Raw genomic sequence first — 17,017 nt, forward strand, 5'->3', positions numbered from 1 at the left:
CGTCCTCGCGCCCGGCCGGTCGGACGGCGCCCGCGCGCCCGCGGCGCCCCCGGCCCAGGCCGGTCGCGGCCCCTCGGGCGGCCCCCCGGCGGAATGGCCGGGAGGAGCCGGCACCGCCCTCTCGTTCGCGGGCGGGCCCGGGGCCCCGGCGCTCGCTGGACGCGCCGGCCGGGGTGAGGCTCCGGCGGTGGTGCTGGTGGCGCACGGCAGCCGGGACGCCCGGGCGGCGGCGGCGACCCGCGCGCTGGCGCGGTCGGTCGCCGCGGCGCGTCCCGGGCTCGACGTGCGCGCCGCCTACCTGGAGCACACCGCCCCGTCGCTCGACACGGCGCTCGGGGCCGTGTCGGCCGGCGGTCACCGGGCGGCGGCCGTCGTGCCGCTGCTGCTGACGGCGGCCTACCACCACACCGTGGACATCCCCTCGGTGCTCGACCGGCTGCGCGCCGGCGGGGTGCCGCTCGCGGCCCGCCGGGCGCCGGTGCTCGGCCCTGCGCCGGGCGGGACGGCCGACCCGGCGCTGGTAGCGGCCCTGTGCCTTCGCCTCGCCGAGACCGGCAAGCCCTACGACGCCCTGGTGCTCGCCGCGGCAGGCACGCGCGACGCGTCCGCGCGCTCCTGCGTGGCGGCAGTGGCGACGGCGCTCGGCGAGCGTCTGGGCATGCCCTGCGTTCCCGCGTACGCCTCCGCGGCGGCGCCCGGCCCGGGCGCGGCGGTCGCCGGACTGCGCGCGCGGGGAGCGCGCAGGGTGGCCGTCGCCTCCTACTTCCTCGCGCCGGGCCTGCTGCACGACCGCGCGCTCGCCTCCGCGCGCGCCGCGGGCGCGGTCGCCGCGTCCGCCCCCCTGGGCGACGCCCCGGAGCTGGCGGCCCTCGTCCTGGCCCGCGCCGACGCCGCGGTCCCCCTCGCACCGGCCGGCTAGTTCCGCCCGCGCGGCCTGGCGGACACGCCGACCGCCGCCCCGGCACGGCGACCCGGCTCCCGCGTGCCGGAACGGCTCACGCATGGCATCGCTCCCGTGAACGACGACGCGTCCGCGAGTGACGACGCGTCCGCGAGTGACGACGCGTCCGCGAGTGACGACGCGTCCGCGAGTGACGACGCTCCCGTGACGACGACGCGTCCGTGAGCGACGACGCTCCCGTGAACGACGACCGCCGCCGTGAACGACGACTCGGCCGTGAGTGACGAAGCGGCCGTGAGTGACGAAGCGGCCGGACGTGAAGACGCGTCCCGACGTGAAGACGCGGCCGGACATGACGACGCGGCCGGCGTCCGGGGGGCGAGTGGACGGCGGCCGCGTCGTCGGAGGGAGGTCAGTCGGTCTCGCGCAGCCCCGGCGTGCACTTGTAGCCGAGGATCAGCACGTCGCGCACGGCCCGCAGGGCGGGGTTCTCGGCGACGATCGGGGTGACCGCGTGCAGCACCTGCTGGTCGGACCAGAACATCGTGTCCATCAGGTCGTCCAGCGCGAACTCGGTCACCAGCTCCTTGCCGTTGGTGTACACCTGCGACAGGCCGCCGGCCGCGTTCGTGCGCGACATGAGGTGGATCGCCCCGAAGTCGACCTCGTCACGGTGCGGGCCCTCCGGCGTGGGGTCGCCCAGCTCCTCAGGGGTGGAGATGATGCGGAACTGGTGGCACTGCACGTCCCACGGATGCTCCAGCTGTTCCAGGGTCACCGGGAACTGGGCGAAGTCGAACTCCAGCAGCGCCGGCAGCAGCGGGTTGGCCAGCGTCGACTCGGTGAGCTGGGCCACCGAGCGTGCGATGCCGCCCGCGTACTCGTTCGCGGTCATCGACTGGAAGTAGGGCCGGTGCGGCCGCAGCCGGATCGTCCCGTCCTTCGGCAGGTAGTAGAAGCGGTCGTAGCGGCGTTCCCTGAACCGGGCGCCGTCCTTGAGGTACTTGTCGGTCTCCAGGTGGTCCCACTCGCCCGCGAGCGCCGTCGCGTGCCGGCGCAGCGCCGGGTCGATCGGCAGGTCGGCGGCCCGTACCAAGGAGTACCCCTGCGCCCGCAGGTCTTCGCGGATCTCGGTCAGCAGCATTACATCCTCCGGCCACATAATCGGCATTTCCATGGAAATGCTTCATGCAACGATCGCACACGTTCACTGATGCCGAACTGACATGTCCGGACCGGGTAAAAAGCCGCCGGACTTTACCCCGGAGCGTGGCGCCGGATAATCCGGCTGGTCAGCCTCTCGTCAGCAGGTCGTCAAGCACACGGTGTTTAACTGATGCATGCCGGTGAGAAGGGGGAATCCCATGGCGTCGATTGTCGAACGGCTCCAAGCCCTGCCCGTGTCCGAACGCGCGGTGGTGCTGGAATCAATGGTCGTCGCCGAGTTCAAGGAGACCCTGCTGATGTCCGCCGACGAGGAACTCCCGCTCGCGGAGAGTTATTTCGAGCTCGGTTTGACGTCGCTGGGACTGACCGACGTGAAACAGCGGCTGGAGTCGCTGATCGGCAAGGGCATCAGCAGCACCGTCCTTTTCAACAGTCCCACCGTGGAACAGCTCCTGGACCACCTGACCGCGGAGGTCATGCCCGAGCTCTTCGAGAGCCGGCCCGAGGCGGCCGTGTCCGCCGCGCCGGCCGAGCAGGACGCGCTCTGGGACGACGTCATGCGGTCGCTCTACCAGACCTGAAGGACGCGCCGGCACCACCGGCTGTCAACGAGGAGGCGCGGCGCATGCCGGATCCGGCCATCGACCCCACCGCGACGGTGGAAGACGAGCTCGCGGCGGCGCGGGAGACCATCCGGCGGCAGCAGCAGGCCCTCGGCCGCTTCCTGCTGGAGAAGCACGAACCGGTGGCGATCATCGGCGCCGGCCTGCGGTTCCCCGGCGGCAACACCACGCTCGACGGCTTCACCGAGTTCCTGCGCGCCGGGCGGTCCGGCATCGGGCCGCTGCCGCGCGACCGCTGGGACGTCGACGCGTTCACCTCCGGCGACCCGTCCGCCCCCGGCGCGATCCGCACCGAGGGTGGCGGTTTCCTCGACCGGATCGACGAGTTCGACGCGCAGTTCTTCGCGATCTCCCCCAAGCAGGCGCCCTACGTCGACCCCCAGCAGCGGCTGCTGCTGGAGACCGCGTGGGAGGCGCTGGAGAACGCCAACGTGGACCCGTCCGCGCTGCGGCACGGCAACGGCGCCGTCTACATCGGGGCCTCCCCGGTGGACTTCGTGCTGGAGCTGGCCGCGCTGGCCGACGAGGACCTCGACGGCAACCTCGCCACCGGCATGGGCGCCTACTCGCTCTCGGGCCGGCTGTCCTACTTCCTCGGCTGGCGCGGCCCGAGCCTCACCACCGACACCGCGTGCGCGTCCTCGCTGACCGCGCTGCACCTGGCGGTCGGGGCGCTGCGGCGCGGGGAGACCGACATCGCGCTGTGCGGCGCCGTCAACGCCCTGCACCACCCGCGCACCTTCGCCATCCTGTCCCAGGGGCAGATGCTCGCGCCGGACGGCCACTGCAAGACCTTCGACGAGGCGGCCGACGGCTACGCCCGCGCCGAGGGCTGCGGCGTCCTGGTGCTCAAGCGGCTTACCGACGCCCGGCGCGCGGGGGACACCGTCCTCGCCCTGGTGCGCGGCACCGCCATCGGCCAGGACGGCGAGAGCGCCGGGCTCACCGCGCCCAACGGGACGGCGCAGGAGGGCGTGATGCGCGCCGCCCTCGCCAACGCCCGGCTGGAGCCCGCCGACATCCAGTACGTCGAGGCGCACGGCACCGGCACGCCGCTGGGCGACCCGATCGAGATGGGTTCGGTCAACGGCGTCTTCGGCCCCTCGCGCCAGGCCGGCGACCCGCTCACGATCGGCTCGCTGAAGGCCAACCTCGGGCACATGGAGCCCGCGGCCGGGGTCGGCGCGATCATCAAGGTCCTGCTGCAGATGCGGGCCGGCGAGTTCTTCCCGCACCTCATGGACACGCCTTCGGGCCGCATCCCCTGGGACGCCTACCCCGTCACCGTGCCGACGGAGCCGCGCCCGTGGAACGCCGCGCCGCGCCGCGCCACCGTCAACGGCTTCGGCGTCGCGGGCGCCATAGGCGTCGCCGTCCTGGAGCAGCCGCCGTCCCTCCCGGCCCCCGCCGCACCCGGCCCGCAGGCCGAGGGCGGGGGACAGGTGTTCACGTTGTCGGCGAAGAGCGCGGCGGCGCTGCGACTGCAGGTCGAGCGGTTCCGGTCGTACCTGGACGGGCATCCGGACGTCGCGCTCGCCGACATCTGTCACACGCGCGCCGTCGGGCGGTCGCACTTCCGGCACCGGGTCGCCGGGGTCGTCCGCGACCGGGAGGAGCTGGCCGCGCTGCTCGACCAGGCCCTGGAGCGGCCGGGCGGCACGGGCGAGGACGTGTTCCGCAAGGTGGCGATGCTGTTCACCGGCTCCGGCTCGCAGTACGTCGGCATGGGGCACGCGCTGTACCGGCGGTTCCCGGTGTTCCGCGAGCACGTCGACGCGTGCGACCGGCTGTTCACGGCGCACCTGGGCCGCTCGATCGCCGACATCATGTTCGGCCGCGCCCCCGACGCCGAGGCGGCGCTCGCCCAGACCGTGCACACGCACGCGGCGCTGTTCACGCTGGAGTACGCCCTGGCGAAACTGTGGCTGTCGTGGGGCGTCCGGCCCGGCGTGCTGATCGGGCACAGCGTGGGGGAGGTGGCCGCGGCCACCGTCGCCGGTCTGTTCTCCCTGCCCGACGGGGTCATGTTCCTCGCCGAGCGCGCCCGGCTGATCCAGTCGGTGCCGCTGCCCGGCGGCATGGCGGCGGTGTCGGCCCCCGCCGCCGACGTCGCGCCGCTGCTCGCGCCGTGGGCCGACCTCGCGATCGCGGCGGTCAACTCGCCCGGGCAGTGCGTGGTGTCGGGCGGCGCGGGCTCTCTGGCCGAGGCCGTGGCCGCGCTGCGGGAGCGCGGCATGGACGTCACGCCGCTCCAGGTGTCGGCGGGCTTCCACTCGCCGCTGATGGCGGGGATCTCCGAGGATCTGCGGGCCGCGCTGGCGAAGGTCCGGTTCGGCGAGCCCACGATCAGCATCGTGTCCAACCTGACCGGCGCCGTCGCCTCGCCGCGCGAGATGGCCACCGCCGACTACTGGGTGCGCCACCTCAACGAACCGGTGGACTTCGCGGCCGGCGTCCGCGCCGTCGACGAGCGGGGCCGGCACGTGTTCCTGGAGGTGGGGCCGTCGGCGGCGCTGACCTCGCTGGCGCGGCGCTGCCTGCCGGGCGACCGGCACCGGTGGCTGAGCTGCCTGCACCCCGACGACCCGGCGGGCGCCAACCTGAACCGCGCCCTGGCCGGCGTCTACACCGCCGGGCTCGCCGTCTCCTGGCCCGCCGTCTACGCGGGCCGCCCGGGGCGCCCCGTCCCGCTGCCGGCGTACGCCTTCGACCGGACCTCCTACCGCCTCCCCTGGCGCGACACCACGACCGCCGCCTCGACCCGCTCCGGCGCCGCCACCGGCCACCGCCTCCTGGGCCGCGAGCTGGCCTCCGAACCCCGCCCGGTTCCGGACGTGGTCGTCGGAGGCCGGGAGGGGGACGGCGGTTCGGCAGGTGGTCCGGTGCTCAACGGCGGCCCCGTGACGTCCGCGGCCGGGAACGGCCACTCGGCCGCCGGTGCGGACGACGGCCGTGCGGCGGCCCGGTGGGACGGCGGCGCGGAGGCGAACGCGGCCGGCCGGGAGTTCAGCAGCCGGATCAGCGCCGCCGACCCCGGCTACCTGGCCGACCACACGCTGAACGGGCGGGTGTTCGTCCCGGCGGCGGCCTACGTCGAGATGCTGCTGGAGCTGGCGGACGCCGTCCACGGGGAGACGACGCGGCCGATCGAGGACGTGCGGCTGCACGAGGCGCTCTTCCTCACCACCGAACCGGTCGAGCTGCGCACCCGGGCCCGGCCGGCCGCGGGCGGACGCCTCGCGGTGGAGATCGTGAGCCGGGTCCCCGGCCCGGACGGCGTGGCCGACCGCCCGCACCTCACCGCCGTGCTCGGCGCGCGCGACGGCTCCGGCGCCGCGCTGACCGGCCCGGGCCGGGAGGTGCTCCGCCTGGCGGCCGAGGCCGGCGCGCCCGACCAGGTCCTCGGCGCCGCCGACGTGTACTCGGCCTACGCGCGGGCGGGACTCGACTACGGCCCGCAGTTCAGCCGGATGGAGACGGTGGCCCGCCACGGCGCCGACCTCACCGTGGGCCGCATGCGCGGCGGCGACGTCCTGGCCGCCGAGCACCTGCCGCCCCCCCTCATGGACGGCGCCACCCACGGCCTCGCCGCGCTCGTCGACGACGGCCACGACTACGTCGCCACGCGGATCGCCCGCGTCCGCGTCTTCAGGAAGCCCCGGGCGGCCCGCCTGAACACCGTCATGCGCCTCACCTGGGCCCATCCCGAACCCGGCACGGCCCCGGCCCCGGCGGCGGATGTGGCGGACTCGACCGGCGGCGCGGCCCCCGCGGCTGCGGAGGACGTCGCGTTCACCGTCGACGCGCTGTTGATGGAGGGCGGCGAGCCCATCATGGAGCTGGTCGGCATGGGGTTCAAACGGCTGGCGCGACGCCCGGCCGAAGGCACCGCGGCCCGGGTCCGCAGGGCCTGCGGAAGCGGGGCCCGTTCCCTCCAGCCGCAGAAGCTCGACCTGACCGCCCTCGCCGCAGCCCCGCCCCCGGCCCGCCGCGCCGCCGTGCGCGACCTCGTCCGCGACGCCGTGGCCCGGCTCCTGTCCATCCAGGACGCCACCGCCGTCGACTCCCACGCGACGTTCCTGGAACTGGGCGTCGACTCCCTCGTGGCGGTGCAGCTCAGAAACGTCCTTGAGACCGCTCTGGGCATGCGACTCGCGTCATCGGTCGTCTTCGACCACCCGTCCCCGAACCAACTGGCCGAGTTCCTCGACCACCACCTCACCCCCGAACCGGCCGCCGTCCCGGCCAACGCGTGACCCGATGACCCCGGACCCCCGCGGCCCGCCGCACACGGCGCCGCCTTCGCCGCACAAAGCCCCCGCCGCACCGGCGCCGGGTGGGTGGTGCGGTCGGAGGTCGGCGACCGGCGCGGGCCTCCTCGCGTCGGTCGCCATAGGCGGCGCCGTCTTCGCCGCACGGAACGCCCGCCGTATCGGCGGCGGGTGGGGTGGTGCAGCGGTGGTGCGGGGTCGGAGGTCGGCGACCGGGGCCGGCCTGCTCACGTCGGTCGCCGTACGCGGTGCCGTGTTCGCCGCCCAAGTCTCCGCCGTATCGGCGGCGGGTGGGGTGGTGCAGCGGTGGTGCGGGGTCGGAGGTCGGCGACCGGGGCCGGCCTCCTCGCGTCGGTCGCCATAGGCGGCGCCGTCTTCGCCGCACGGAACGCCCGCCGTACCGGCGCCGTGGTGGGTGGCTGGACTGGGCGGACTGGGCGGACTGGGCGGACTGGGCGGGTGGTCGGGTGGCTGCGCCGGGCGCCGGGTGGTTGTGCCCGGGCTTGGCCGGGTGGTTGGGCCGGGCACTGGGGGGCTGGGTGGGAGCAGGGGCGGGCGGGCGGTGGGTGGGTCGGGTCTGTCGGTGGAGTCGGGTCCGCCGCTGCTGAGGGCGGGGGTTGGTGGTCAATCGAGTAGGCCCGCGGGTGTCGGGCCGGAGACAGGGAGATATGGACGAGCTTCGTGAGCACACGTTGGGCGCGCGGGCGGCGTTGCACGCGCGGGAGCGGCCGGAGCATGTGGCGGTGGTCTGCGAGGGGCGGGAGGTGACGTACGGGGAGCTGCACCGGGAGAGCAACCGGACCGGGCACGCGTTGCTGCAAGCGGGGCTGGGCCGGGGGGCGCGGGTCGGGTACCTGGGGCGGGAGTCGGAGTACTACTACGACATCGCGCTCGGGTGCGCCAAGGCCGGCGCCGTGCTCGTGCCCATCAACTGGCGGCTCACGCCGGGGGAGATCGACCACATCCTGCGCGACTCGGGGGCGGAGGCGCTGTTCGTGGAGCGCCGGTACCTCGGCGTCATCGAGCGGCTGCGCGGCGACCTGCCGGGGCTGCGGGTCGTGGTGGAGCTGGACACCGACGAGCACGTGGCCGGGGGCCTCCTCGCGTGGAAGGCCGGCCTGCCCGAGGACGACCTCGACCCGGGGACCGGCACCGGCGACCCGGTGGCGCAGCTCTACACCAGCGGCACGACCGGGCTGCCCAAGGGCGTCGTGCTGCCGCACCGCACCTTCTTCACCTTCATCCGCGACATGACCGAGCACGGCGTGGACTGGATCGACTGGCGGCCCGGCGACCGGGGGCTGTGCTGCTTCCCGGGGCTGCACACCGCCGGGTTCGGCTGGTTCATGCACGCGTTCAACGTCGGCGCCACCACCGTCATGATGCGCATGTTCGTCGCCGACGAGGCGGCCCGCCTCATCGAACACCACAAGATCACGACGATGTGGGCCGCGCCGGCCATGCTCCGCATGCTGCTCACCGAACGCGGCGTGACCCGGGAGACGTTCGCGTCCCTGCGCAAGGTGGTCTACAGCGGCTCGCCGATCGACAAGGAGCTGCTGCTGACCTGCATCGACATGCTCGGCTGCGAGCTGGCGCAGGGGTACTCCTCGGCCGAGGCGGGCAGCTTCGTCACCTGCCTGGCCCCTGGCGACCACCGGCCGGACAGCTCGGTGCTGGGGTCCGCCGGGCGTGTCTGCCCCGGCAACGACATCAAGATCGTGCGGACGGACGGCACGCCGTTGCCCGCCGGGGAGATCGGGCGGGTGGTCGTCCGCAGCCCCGGCCACTTCCTGGAGTACTGGGGCCGGCCCGAGGACACCGCGAAGGCGCTCGTCGACGACTGGCTGTACATGGGCGACACCGGCTACCTGGACCAGGACGGCTACCTCTACCTGCTCGACCGGGTCAACGACACCATCATCGTGGCCGGGCAGAACATCTACCCCGTCGAGGTGGAGAACGCCCTGCGGGCCCACCCCGCCGTGGCCGAGGTGGCCGTGTTCGGCGTGCCGGACGCGCGCTGGGGCGAGGCCGTCCGCGCCGCCGTGGTGCTCGAACCCGGCACGCAGGCCACACCGCGCGAGCTGATGCGTTTCCTGCGCGGGCGGATCGCCGACTTCAAGATCCCGACCGGGTACGTGATCGTGGACGCCCTGCCGCGCAACCCCACCGGCAAGGTGCTCCGCCGCGTGCTCCGCGACGAGCACGCGGGCACGGCCCGGCCGCCGTCCCCCCGCCCTGTCCCGGTAGGCGGGCCATGACGGGCGGATACTCCAGAACAGACGACTTCGCGGTGACCGGCTCGCGTCAGGCCGGTCTGTGGCTGCGGCCGGGGGATGTCGACCCGGACGCGGTGGCCCGGCTGTTCCTGTTCCACCACAGCGGCGGCTCTGCCGCCGCCTACCGGGAGTGGCCGGGGCTGCTGCCCAGCGACGTGGCCGTGCAGTGTGTGCAGCTGCCCGGGCGGCAGGACCGGCGCCACGAGGCCCCGTACGACCGGCTTGAGCCGCTGGCGGAGGTGCTGGCGGCGGTCATCGGGAGTGAGCTGGACGGGCGGCCGTACGCGCTGTTCGGCCACTCGATGGGCGCCCTGCTGGCCTACCGGGTGGCGCTCGCGCTGGAACGCGGCGGGTGGCGGGGGCCGGTGTTGGTCGCGGCGTCGGGGTGGGCGCCGGCCGGCTTCACCATGCCCGCGCGCCAGATGCTCGCGCGCATGAGCGACCCGGAGGTGGCCGAGATGATGCGCCGCCTCGGCGCGCTGCCGCCGGAGATCCTCCGAGACGCGGAGTCGCTGGCGCAGGCGGTGCGCACGATGCGGGCCGACTCGGCGGCCTGCGCGAGCCATCGTGACGACGGCGCGGCCGTCGGCTGCCCCGTGGTGGCCTACGCCGGCCGCCACGACCCGCTGGTCGCGCCCGAGGCGATGGGCTCGTGGGCGAGCCGCACGCCGCACTACCTGGGGACGCGGACGTTCCCGGGAAACCACTTCTTCATCCGCGGCCAGGAGCCCGCCGTCACGGCGGACCTGGTCGCGCTGCTGCGCCGGTACGCGGCGCCGCGACAGCCGCACGGGAGGACATGATGACGCTCACTCCGAACCAGCTCGCCGACCGGTTCGTCGCGTTGTGGAACGAGCCGGACGCCGAACGCCGGCGCCTCGGCGTGGTGGAGCTCTACGCCCCGGACGCGACGTACGTCTTCTACCGCCGCGACCCCGTGCACGGCCACGAGGCCATCCTCAGCCAGATCACCTACACCAAGGAGCTGTACGGCCCGATGGGGTACGCGTTCCGCTCCTCGCACAACGCCATCGGCCACCACGGCGTCGTCCGGCTGAACTGGGTGATGGTGCGGGCCGCGACGGGGGAGATGGAGATGGCGGGCCAGGACGTGGTCGTGCTCGACGAGGACGGGCGCATCCGGACGGACTACCAGTTCCACGACAGGCTGCCGTCGTCGTTCGCCTACAACGACGGCTACGAGGAGCACGGCAGAGCCACCCGCCCCGCCCGCCCGACCCCCGTACGCCCTTAGCGAGGTCTCCCCAGCCGAGCCGAGGACGCAGAACCCCCCGGGCCGCCCGCCGCACCCGGCGCCGTCTTCGCCGCACCACACCTCGCCGACCCGGCGCCGGGGTCGGGTATGTCACCGTTGGAAGCAAGCCGCCTCTTGGGGCGCCCGCCGTACGCCGGCGCCGTCTTCGCCGCACCGCGCTTCGCCGACCCGTCGCCGGGTCGGGCATCTCCTGGTTGGAAGGTAACCGCCCGCTGGGCCGCCCGCCGTACGTGGGCGCCGTCTTCGCCGCACCGCGTTTCGCCGGCTCGGTGCCAAGGTCAAGCATCTCTCACCGCTTGAAGGGAACCGCCCCTTGGGCACCTGTCGTACGGCGGCGGGGTCGGGCATGTCACCGTTGGAAGGTAACCGCGTCCTGGGGCGCCCGCCGTACGCCGGCGCCGTCTTCGCCGCAGCGTGTCTCGTCGATCCGGCGCCGTGATCAAGCTCTCTCGTCGTTGGATGGGGACCCGCCTGGGCTGTCTGTCGTGCGGGGGGTCGGCTTCGCCGTGCCGTGCCGTGCCGTGCCGTGCCGTGCCGCACCGTGGCTGGCTGGCTGGCTGGGCGGTGGCGGGGGGCGGGGAGTTCACCGTTGACGGGGAGTCGGCTTGTGGGGGCCTGGCGTGGGGTGGGGATTCGCCGTGCCGGGGCTCGATGGTCCGGGTCGGGGGCGGGTGTCTCACCGTCGACAGGGGACCGCTCTGTGTCCAGGGGGAGGGCCGGTGGTCCGGGCGTCGGAGGGGAGAGTCCTCCGGCCGGGGAGTGGTCGTCGCGCGGCGGGTGTGTGCCCCGGGCCCCGCGCCCGGGGGGCCTCGCCGTGCGGTCTTGACGGAGGGGTCTGGCGGGTCTGGGTGACGTGGCTCCTTCGTGTGTTCGCCGGTGGGGTTGCCGGTGGGTGGGTCAGTGGGGGTCGCCGACGGGGGTGGGGCAGTAGCGGTTGATGAGGGTCCTGGCCGTGGGGATGGAGACGACGACGGGGCCTTCGGGGCCGAGGGCCGCGCCGTTCACGTAGAGGCCGCCGATGACGAGCATGAGCGCGTCGGCGAGCTTGTCGGGGTCGGTGGCCTTCGCCGTCTCGGCGAGGTGGCCCAGCCGTTCGCGCATGCGCTGCAGGTGCACCAGCGCCTGACGCCGGCCGGGATGCTCGCTGTCACGGAACTCGGTGGAGGTGTTGTAGAAGATGCAGCCGTGGAAGTTGGGTGACTTGGCGCTCTCGTAGGTCATCTCCACGAGCCTGAGGAGCTGCGCGGCGGGGTCGCCGTCGTGCTTCCGCAGCGCGGTGTCGACCATCTTCCACCACTCGATGTCGCTCTCTTTCAACCACGCCGCGACCAGGTCGTCCTTGCTGGCGAACTCGCGGTACAGCAGGCTCTTGCCCAGCCCCGTCTCGTCCACGACCTGCTGCATGCCGACGGCTCGCACGCCGTACTCGCGGAACAGGCGAGATGCCACCGCCATGATGCGCTCCCTGGTGTCCGGGGCCGGTCTACGTGCCACCACGGGCTCCTCTCCACCGCGCTTTCGATTGCGCGCAGTACTTGATTGACACGCCCATCAGTCTACGTTACAAATGGACCGAACAGTCCCGGACCGATTGGTCCACCAAAAACTTCTGACCGATCGGAGCGTGATCATGACAGAGACGTCTTCGTCGTCGGCACGGGCCACGGACGTCCAAGGGCGCGTCAGCCCACCGACGAACGTGGGGCGCATCAGGAATGCGTCACTGCTGCTGGCCGTCGTCTGCGCGGTGCAGTTCCTGGACGCCATGGACATCGCGAGCATGGGCCCGGCCCTCCCGCTGGTGCAGCAGGAGCTCGGCATGTCGCCCGACACCCTGCAGTGGGTGGTCAGCGCCTACGCGCTGGGCTTCGGCGGTTTCCTGCTGCTGGGAGGCCGTCTGGCCGACATCTTCGGACGCAAGAAGCTGCTGATCGGCTGGCTCGCGGTCTTCGTGGTCGCCAGCTTCATCGGCGGCCTGACCGACGGTGGCTTCGTCCTGGTGCTCGCACGCCTGGCCAAGGGCATCAGCGCCGGATTCACCGCCCCGGTGGCCATGGCCATCCTGCTCGACGCCTTCCGCGACCCCCAGTCGCGCAACAAGGCGCTCGGCACGTTCCTCGCCATCGTGTCCGCGGGCTACTCGCTGGGCCTGGTGCTCGGCGGCCTCCTGTCGGGCATCTCGTGGCGGCTGGTGCTCTTCCTGCCGGCCGTGGTCGGCATCATCGTGGCCGTCATGGCGATGGTGGCCGTGCCCGCCGACCGTCCCCGCGAGGGCGGACGCCCGCGTGTCGACATCCTCGGCTCCATCACGGTGACCGCGGGCGCCATCGCGCTGGTGTACGCCGTGAGCCGGGCGTCGGTGTCCGGCTGGGGCGACTCGCTCACGCTGGGCTCGCTCGGAGCCGCGGTGGTGCTGCTGCTGGCGTTCGTCATGGTCGAGCGGGTGCACCCCACTCCGCTCGTTCCTTTGTCGATCTTCTCGCGGCCGCAGCTCTCGCGGGCGAACGTCTGCATGCTGATGTTCGGCGCGTACGTCGCCTTCCAGTTCGTGCTCACGCTGTACTACCAGAACGTGCTCGGCTGGTCGCCGTTCCAGGCGGGTCTGGCGTTCCTGCTCGGCGGCGTGCTCACCGCGGCCACCGCGCGTTACGGCGCGGCCGCGGTCACCAAGTACGGAGCCTGGCCGGTGGCCACGGCCGGGCTGCTCATGCTGGCCGTGGGCTACCTCGGCTGGGTCCTGCTGATCGGCCACGTCAACCCGCTCGTGATCCTCGTCGCGCAGCAGCTCCTGGGCGGCATCGGCTTCGCGGCCGCCTACCCGGCGCTGAACATCGCCGCGGTGGGAAGCGCAAAGGAGGACGAGCAGGGGTTGGCGTCCGGCCTGTTCAACGCCTCCTCCCAGATCGGTACCGGCGTCGTCATCGCCCTCACCGCCACGCTGCTCGGCCTCAACGCCGACGCAGGGCTCGGCGGATACCGCGCCGGCCTGTGGACCGTGACCGCCATCACCGTGGCGATCACCCTGCTGGCCGCTGGAGGGATCGCGCGGTACAGCCGACGTTCCGCCTGACCGCTGGGCGGCGGGCAGACGACCCACCGCAGACGTGCCCGGCGACGGTCCCCGCCCGTCGTCGGGCACCCGGTGTGGCCCGGCCGTGCGGGGCGTAGGGCCAGGTCGAGGGACGGTGGCAGCGGGGCCGGCCATGACGGCCGGAATCGCCGCCGTCCCCGGGCCCCCATAGGCCGCCGGGGCCGCCGGTATACGTCTTATAAGGCCGCCGGATTCACGGCTGAGAAAGTAATCGTCCACAGTGGTAAGCGTCGTGCTAGGTCCGCGCTATCTGGACCGTCACTATATGTGTGTGGTCAACGACCGAGTAATGGCCTCTCCGGCGAATCCCCTGGCCGGGGCATACGCGGTGGCGTGGAGCGCGGCGACGCCGAGTCCGTGCCTGTGACCTGGGAATATATCCGACGTCACCCCGTCGCCCGACTGTTTTCGGCGCGGTTCTGGCACACGGTACTAACGCTGTAGACAGTCGCAGAACCCTATGCTAGGTTTACCGCGTAATCGATCTTAATCCTACTATGGCGTGACTTGTGTACATTTCCAGTTCCGGGTGGCTGCGGGATTAGACGGAGATGTGCTGAGCCGGGGGCCCGGCTCCGAAAATTCGCAATGGTCACGAAAGGGGAGACGGCTTCTATCGGTCACTAGTAATGCACTAATCGATGACTTGACTCATGCGGGGAGCGGTCATGCTTACCTTTTCCATCCTTGGCGCCATAGAGATCCGCCAGAACGATCACGTGATCCGGCTCGGCGGCACGATGCAGCAGACGTTGCTCGCCACCCTCCTGGTGTCGGGCGGCACGCTCGTCACCGTGGACTCCCTCATGGAGGAGTTATGGGGGACCACGCCACCAGCGAAGGTGGAGAACGCCCTTCAGGCCCAGATCAGCAGGCTCAGGCGCAGCCTCTCCCGACTGGAGCCCGACCGGCCCGAATCCCGGCTCACCACCAGCATCTCCGGCTACCTCTTCACCGTCGACCGCACCGAGCTCGACGCGTGGGCCTTCCTGCACACCCTGAACATGATCCGCGCGCGGATGGAGACCGGCACGGTCGCCGACGTGCACCGCGAGATCGCCGACCTGCGCAAGGCGCTCGACCTGTGGCGCGGCCCGGTGTACGGCGGGCTGGTCGGCGGCCCGCTGTGCCAGACGGCCGCCGGCAAGTACCGCGAGTCGCGCAACGCCGCGCTCGCCCTGCTCTACGAACTGGAACTGAACGGCGGCGGGCACGCGAAGGTGCTGCCCGAGCTGACCGAGCTGTTCGCGCAGAATCCGCTGCAGGAGCAGTTCTGCATGCTCCTGCTGGTCGCCCTGTACCGTTCGGGACGGCAGATCGACGCGCTCAACACCTACCGCCAGTTCCGCCACCGGCTCGCCGAGAACCTCGGCATCGAGCCTTCCCCGGCCCTCCGCCAGTACGAACGGGCGATCCTCACCCACGACCCCGTCCTGATGCGGGACGAACTCCCGCGGACGGCACGGCTGCGCGAGAGCGTCTCCAAGACCTCCCGGCCGGTGCCGGTCTACGCCCAGGGCCGCCCGCACACGGGGACCCGCGCGCGCTCCATGGCCCCGCCCACGGTGGCCGTCCTTCCCATCGAACTCCGCGTGTCCCGCGAGGGACGCGTTCCCCGGCCGCTCGGCTGACGGAGGCGGGCCGCGTCCACCCGCGGCCCGCTCACCCCTTAGCGCGCCCCTATTCCGAAGATCCGGCTCTCCCGGCTGTTGTGCCGTCCCCACGCCGGAGGTGACCCTCGTACCGAGTGACCGGACGAGGAGGCACGGACGTGGCCGAGATCCCCTTCCTGAAGGTGGTGCGCGGTAACCCGACCGCCGAAGAGCTCGCGGCGCTGATCGCGGTCCTCGCCGCGCGTGCCGCCGAGCCCGCCGACACCCCGGCGCCGGCGTCCCCCGCCGCCTGGTCCGACAGCGGGCTCATCGTACGCAGGCCGCTCCCGCCCCGCGCCTGGCGCTCCAGCGGCTGGTCGGCCTGACGCCCCGGGGCCCCTGTCCCGGCGGCCCCCTGTCCCGGCCCCGGTCTTTCCGCCGCGGCCCCGCCGGCCCGCTTTCACCCCTTCCCGAAAGCCCCCGCCCCTGCGGGGGCTTCCCCTGTTTTCGGCCCCTTCACCGGTCGTTACGTGATTCCGTCGTGACACCGCAACACGGGAGATGTAACTCCAGGAGTCGACATATGACCATGAAATGGACCAGTCGCGGGTGAGCCTCCGCTGCCCGGCTGCGGTCGAAGCTGAGGAGGGCATTAATGCCAACCCTGTTCGGTTCACTGCGCAGGCTCATGATGGCACCGTCGCTGGCGGAAGTGACTTTCAGCGTCCGGGGATTTCCCGTCGTCCCATCAGACGCCACGCGCAAACTCGAGTCGATTCCGCAGTCGGTGATCTGCGGATTCGAGTGGGGAATCGACGCGCGTGACCAGTGGGAGGTCGAGAGGCGCCTGGCCCTGGTGGACCCGGAGTTCCGGGGCTTCGCCTACGAGGGCGCCACGATGGCTTTCACGATCTTGGACGCGATGAAGGGCGGCCGTGGGACCCACACGCGTGACCTGTTGATGGGCCCGGGTCAGCCGCACATCTTCCTGACCTACATCGGCATCGGCTTCGCCATGGCGAGGCTGCCGAGGCCGCTGTGGAAGAAGGTCATGCCCGACCTGACCGGGTCGGCGTACTACCCGACGATGAGCTGGCTGGCCGTCGACGGCTACGGGTTCGACCGTGCCTACTTCGACACCAAGCGCTACGTCGACGAGCAGAAGGTGCTGGCGCCCTACCCCTGGGAGGGCTCGCCGGAGTACTTCTCCCGCGCCGTCGACCAGGGCATAGGCCGCGCGCTGTGGTTCATCAACGGCGCGAACGTCCCCGGCGTCGCCTCGGCCGTCGCCCGCTTCGCGAGCCACCGGCAGGCCGACCTGTGGAGCGGCGTCGGCCTGGCCGCGACGTTCGCCGGCGGCTGCGAGGCCGCGGGGCTGGAGCAGTTGCGGCGCGAGGCCGGGGAGTACCGGGCCGAGCTGTCGCAGGGCGTCGTGTTCGCGGCCAAGGCCCGCACGTTCGCCGGCTTCGTCCCGCCGCACACCGAGGTGGCCACCCGCACGCTCACCGACCTGTCGGTGGGGGACGCCGTGGCCCTCGCCGACGCGACGGCCGTGGAGCACACCGGGCCCGCGCCGGTTCCCGCGTACGAGGAGTGGCGCGCGAACATACGCGGGTATTTCGTTTCCACCCCGGTTTCCTAGGGGTTCGAGAGGGCCGCCGAAAGGCGGCCCTCGATTAACGCTCGGGCGAAAACGTCGGTGCTCGTGAGTTCAGCTGACCATGCCCGGAAACAGCCGCTTGACATCGCCGAGTGCGCACGTTTGAAGTGGCTCAGCAGTTCGGTCATATGTGTACATGTATATAAAGATTACC

Annotated in this window: 12 protein-coding genes; 10 read left to right on the forward strand and 2 right to left on the reverse strand. The window is 72.6% G+C overall.

Annotation, left to right across the window (positions count from 1 at the left end):
- Positions 1 to 187 precede the first annotated feature (187 nt).
- Positions 188 to 919 (forward strand): CbiX/SirB N-terminal domain-containing protein, encoded by a 732-nt coding sequence (locus PYR91_RS23260; protein WP_279782744.1) that lies wholly within the window; start codon positions 188 to 190, stop codon positions 917 to 919.
- Positions 920 to 1,313: 394 nt separating this feature from the next.
- Here the strand turns inward: PYR91_RS23260 and PYR91_RS23265 are convergent, their stop codons facing one another.
- Entirely contained in the window at positions 1,314 to 2,045 is a 732-nt protein-coding gene (locus PYR91_RS23265; protein ID WP_279782746.1) for a 2OG-Fe dioxygenase family protein, read from the reverse strand.
- A 220-nt stretch (positions 2,046 to 2,265) separates the two neighbouring features.
- Here PYR91_RS23265 and PYR91_RS23270 point away from each other — a divergent pair, with 220 nt between their 5' ends.
- The 5 genes from PYR91_RS23270 to PYR91_RS23290 all read left to right on the forward strand — a co-directional run bounded on the left by PYR91_RS23270 (position 2,266) and on the right by PYR91_RS23290 (position 10,499).
- Entirely contained in the window at positions 2,266 to 2,649 is a 384-nt protein-coding gene (locus PYR91_RS23270; RefSeq protein WP_279782748.1) for an acyl carrier protein, read from the forward strand.
- Positions 2,650 to 2,693: 44 nt separating this feature from the next.
- Positions 2,694 to 6,947 carry a beta-ketoacyl synthase N-terminal-like domain-containing protein gene (locus PYR91_RS23275; protein ID WP_279782750.1) on the forward strand — a complete coding sequence of 1,418 codons (4,254 nt, stop codon included), beginning with the start codon at positions 2,694 to 2,696 and terminating at the stop codon, positions 6,945 to 6,947.
- A 683-nt stretch (positions 6,948 to 7,630) separates the two neighbouring features.
- Positions 7,631 to 9,226 (forward strand): long-chain-fatty-acid--CoA ligase, encoded by a 1,596-nt coding sequence (locus PYR91_RS23280; RefSeq protein WP_279782752.1) that lies wholly within the window; start codon positions 7,631 to 7,633, stop codon positions 9,224 to 9,226.
- Positions 9,223 to 10,047: an alpha/beta fold hydrolase gene (locus PYR91_RS23285; RefSeq protein WP_279782754.1), complete on the forward strand. Its 825-nt coding sequence runs from the start codon at positions 9,223 to 9,225 to the stop codon at positions 10,045 to 10,047. The genes PYR91_RS23280 and PYR91_RS23285 overlap by 4 nt, the downstream gene beginning before the upstream one ends.
- Complete coding sequence (locus PYR91_RS23290; RefSeq protein ID WP_279782756.1) at positions 10,047 to 10,499, forward strand: nuclear transport factor 2 family protein; 453 nt, start codon at positions 10,047 to 10,049, stop codon at positions 10,497 to 10,499. Before PYR91_RS23285 ends, PYR91_RS23290 begins: the two co-directional genes overlap by 1 nt.
- A 918-nt stretch (positions 10,500 to 11,417) precedes the next feature.
- On the opposite strand, the gene PYR91_RS23295 is transcribed toward PYR91_RS23290, so the two are convergent.
- On the reverse strand, positions 11,418 to 12,014 hold the full coding sequence (locus PYR91_RS23295; RefSeq protein ID WP_279782758.1) for a TetR/AcrR family transcriptional regulator: 597 nt from the start codon (positions 12,012 to 12,014) through the stop codon (positions 11,418 to 11,420).
- 136 nt (positions 12,015 to 12,150) lie between these two features.
- Here PYR91_RS23295 and PYR91_RS23300 point away from each other — a divergent pair, with 136 nt between their 5' ends.
- From PYR91_RS23300 to PYR91_RS23315, 4 genes are all read left to right on the forward strand, one after another.
- Positions 12,151 to 13,590 carry an MFS transporter gene (locus PYR91_RS23300; protein ID WP_279782760.1) on the forward strand — a complete coding sequence of 480 codons (1,440 nt, stop codon included), beginning with the start codon at positions 12,151 to 12,153 and terminating at the stop codon, positions 13,588 to 13,590.
- Between the two features lie 689 nt (positions 13,591 to 14,279).
- The gene (locus PYR91_RS23305) at positions 14,280 to 15,242 is read left to right on the forward strand and encodes an AfsR/SARP family transcriptional regulator (protein ID WP_279782762.1); all 963 of its coding nucleotides are present in this window, start codon (positions 14,280 to 14,282) and stop codon (positions 15,240 to 15,242) included.
- A gap of 140 nt (positions 15,243 to 15,382) precedes the next feature.
- Positions 15,383 to 15,589, forward strand: a complete 207-nt coding sequence (locus PYR91_RS23310; protein ID WP_279782764.1) for an acyl-CoA carboxylase epsilon subunit — start codon at positions 15,383 to 15,385, stop codon at positions 15,587 to 15,589.
- Positions 15,590 to 15,858: 269 nt separating this feature from the next.
- Positions 15,859 to 16,845 (forward strand): DUF1702 family protein, encoded by a 987-nt coding sequence (locus PYR91_RS23315; RefSeq protein ID WP_279782766.1) that lies wholly within the window; start codon positions 15,859 to 15,861, stop codon positions 16,843 to 16,845.
- Positions 16,846 to 17,017 lie beyond the last annotated feature (172 nt).

The sequence above is a fragment of the Sphaerisporangium sp. TRM90804 genome (genome assembly GCF_029846175.1).
Taxonomy (GTDB): Bacteria; Actinomycetota; Actinomycetes; order Streptosporangiales; family Streptosporangiaceae; genus Sphaerisporangium.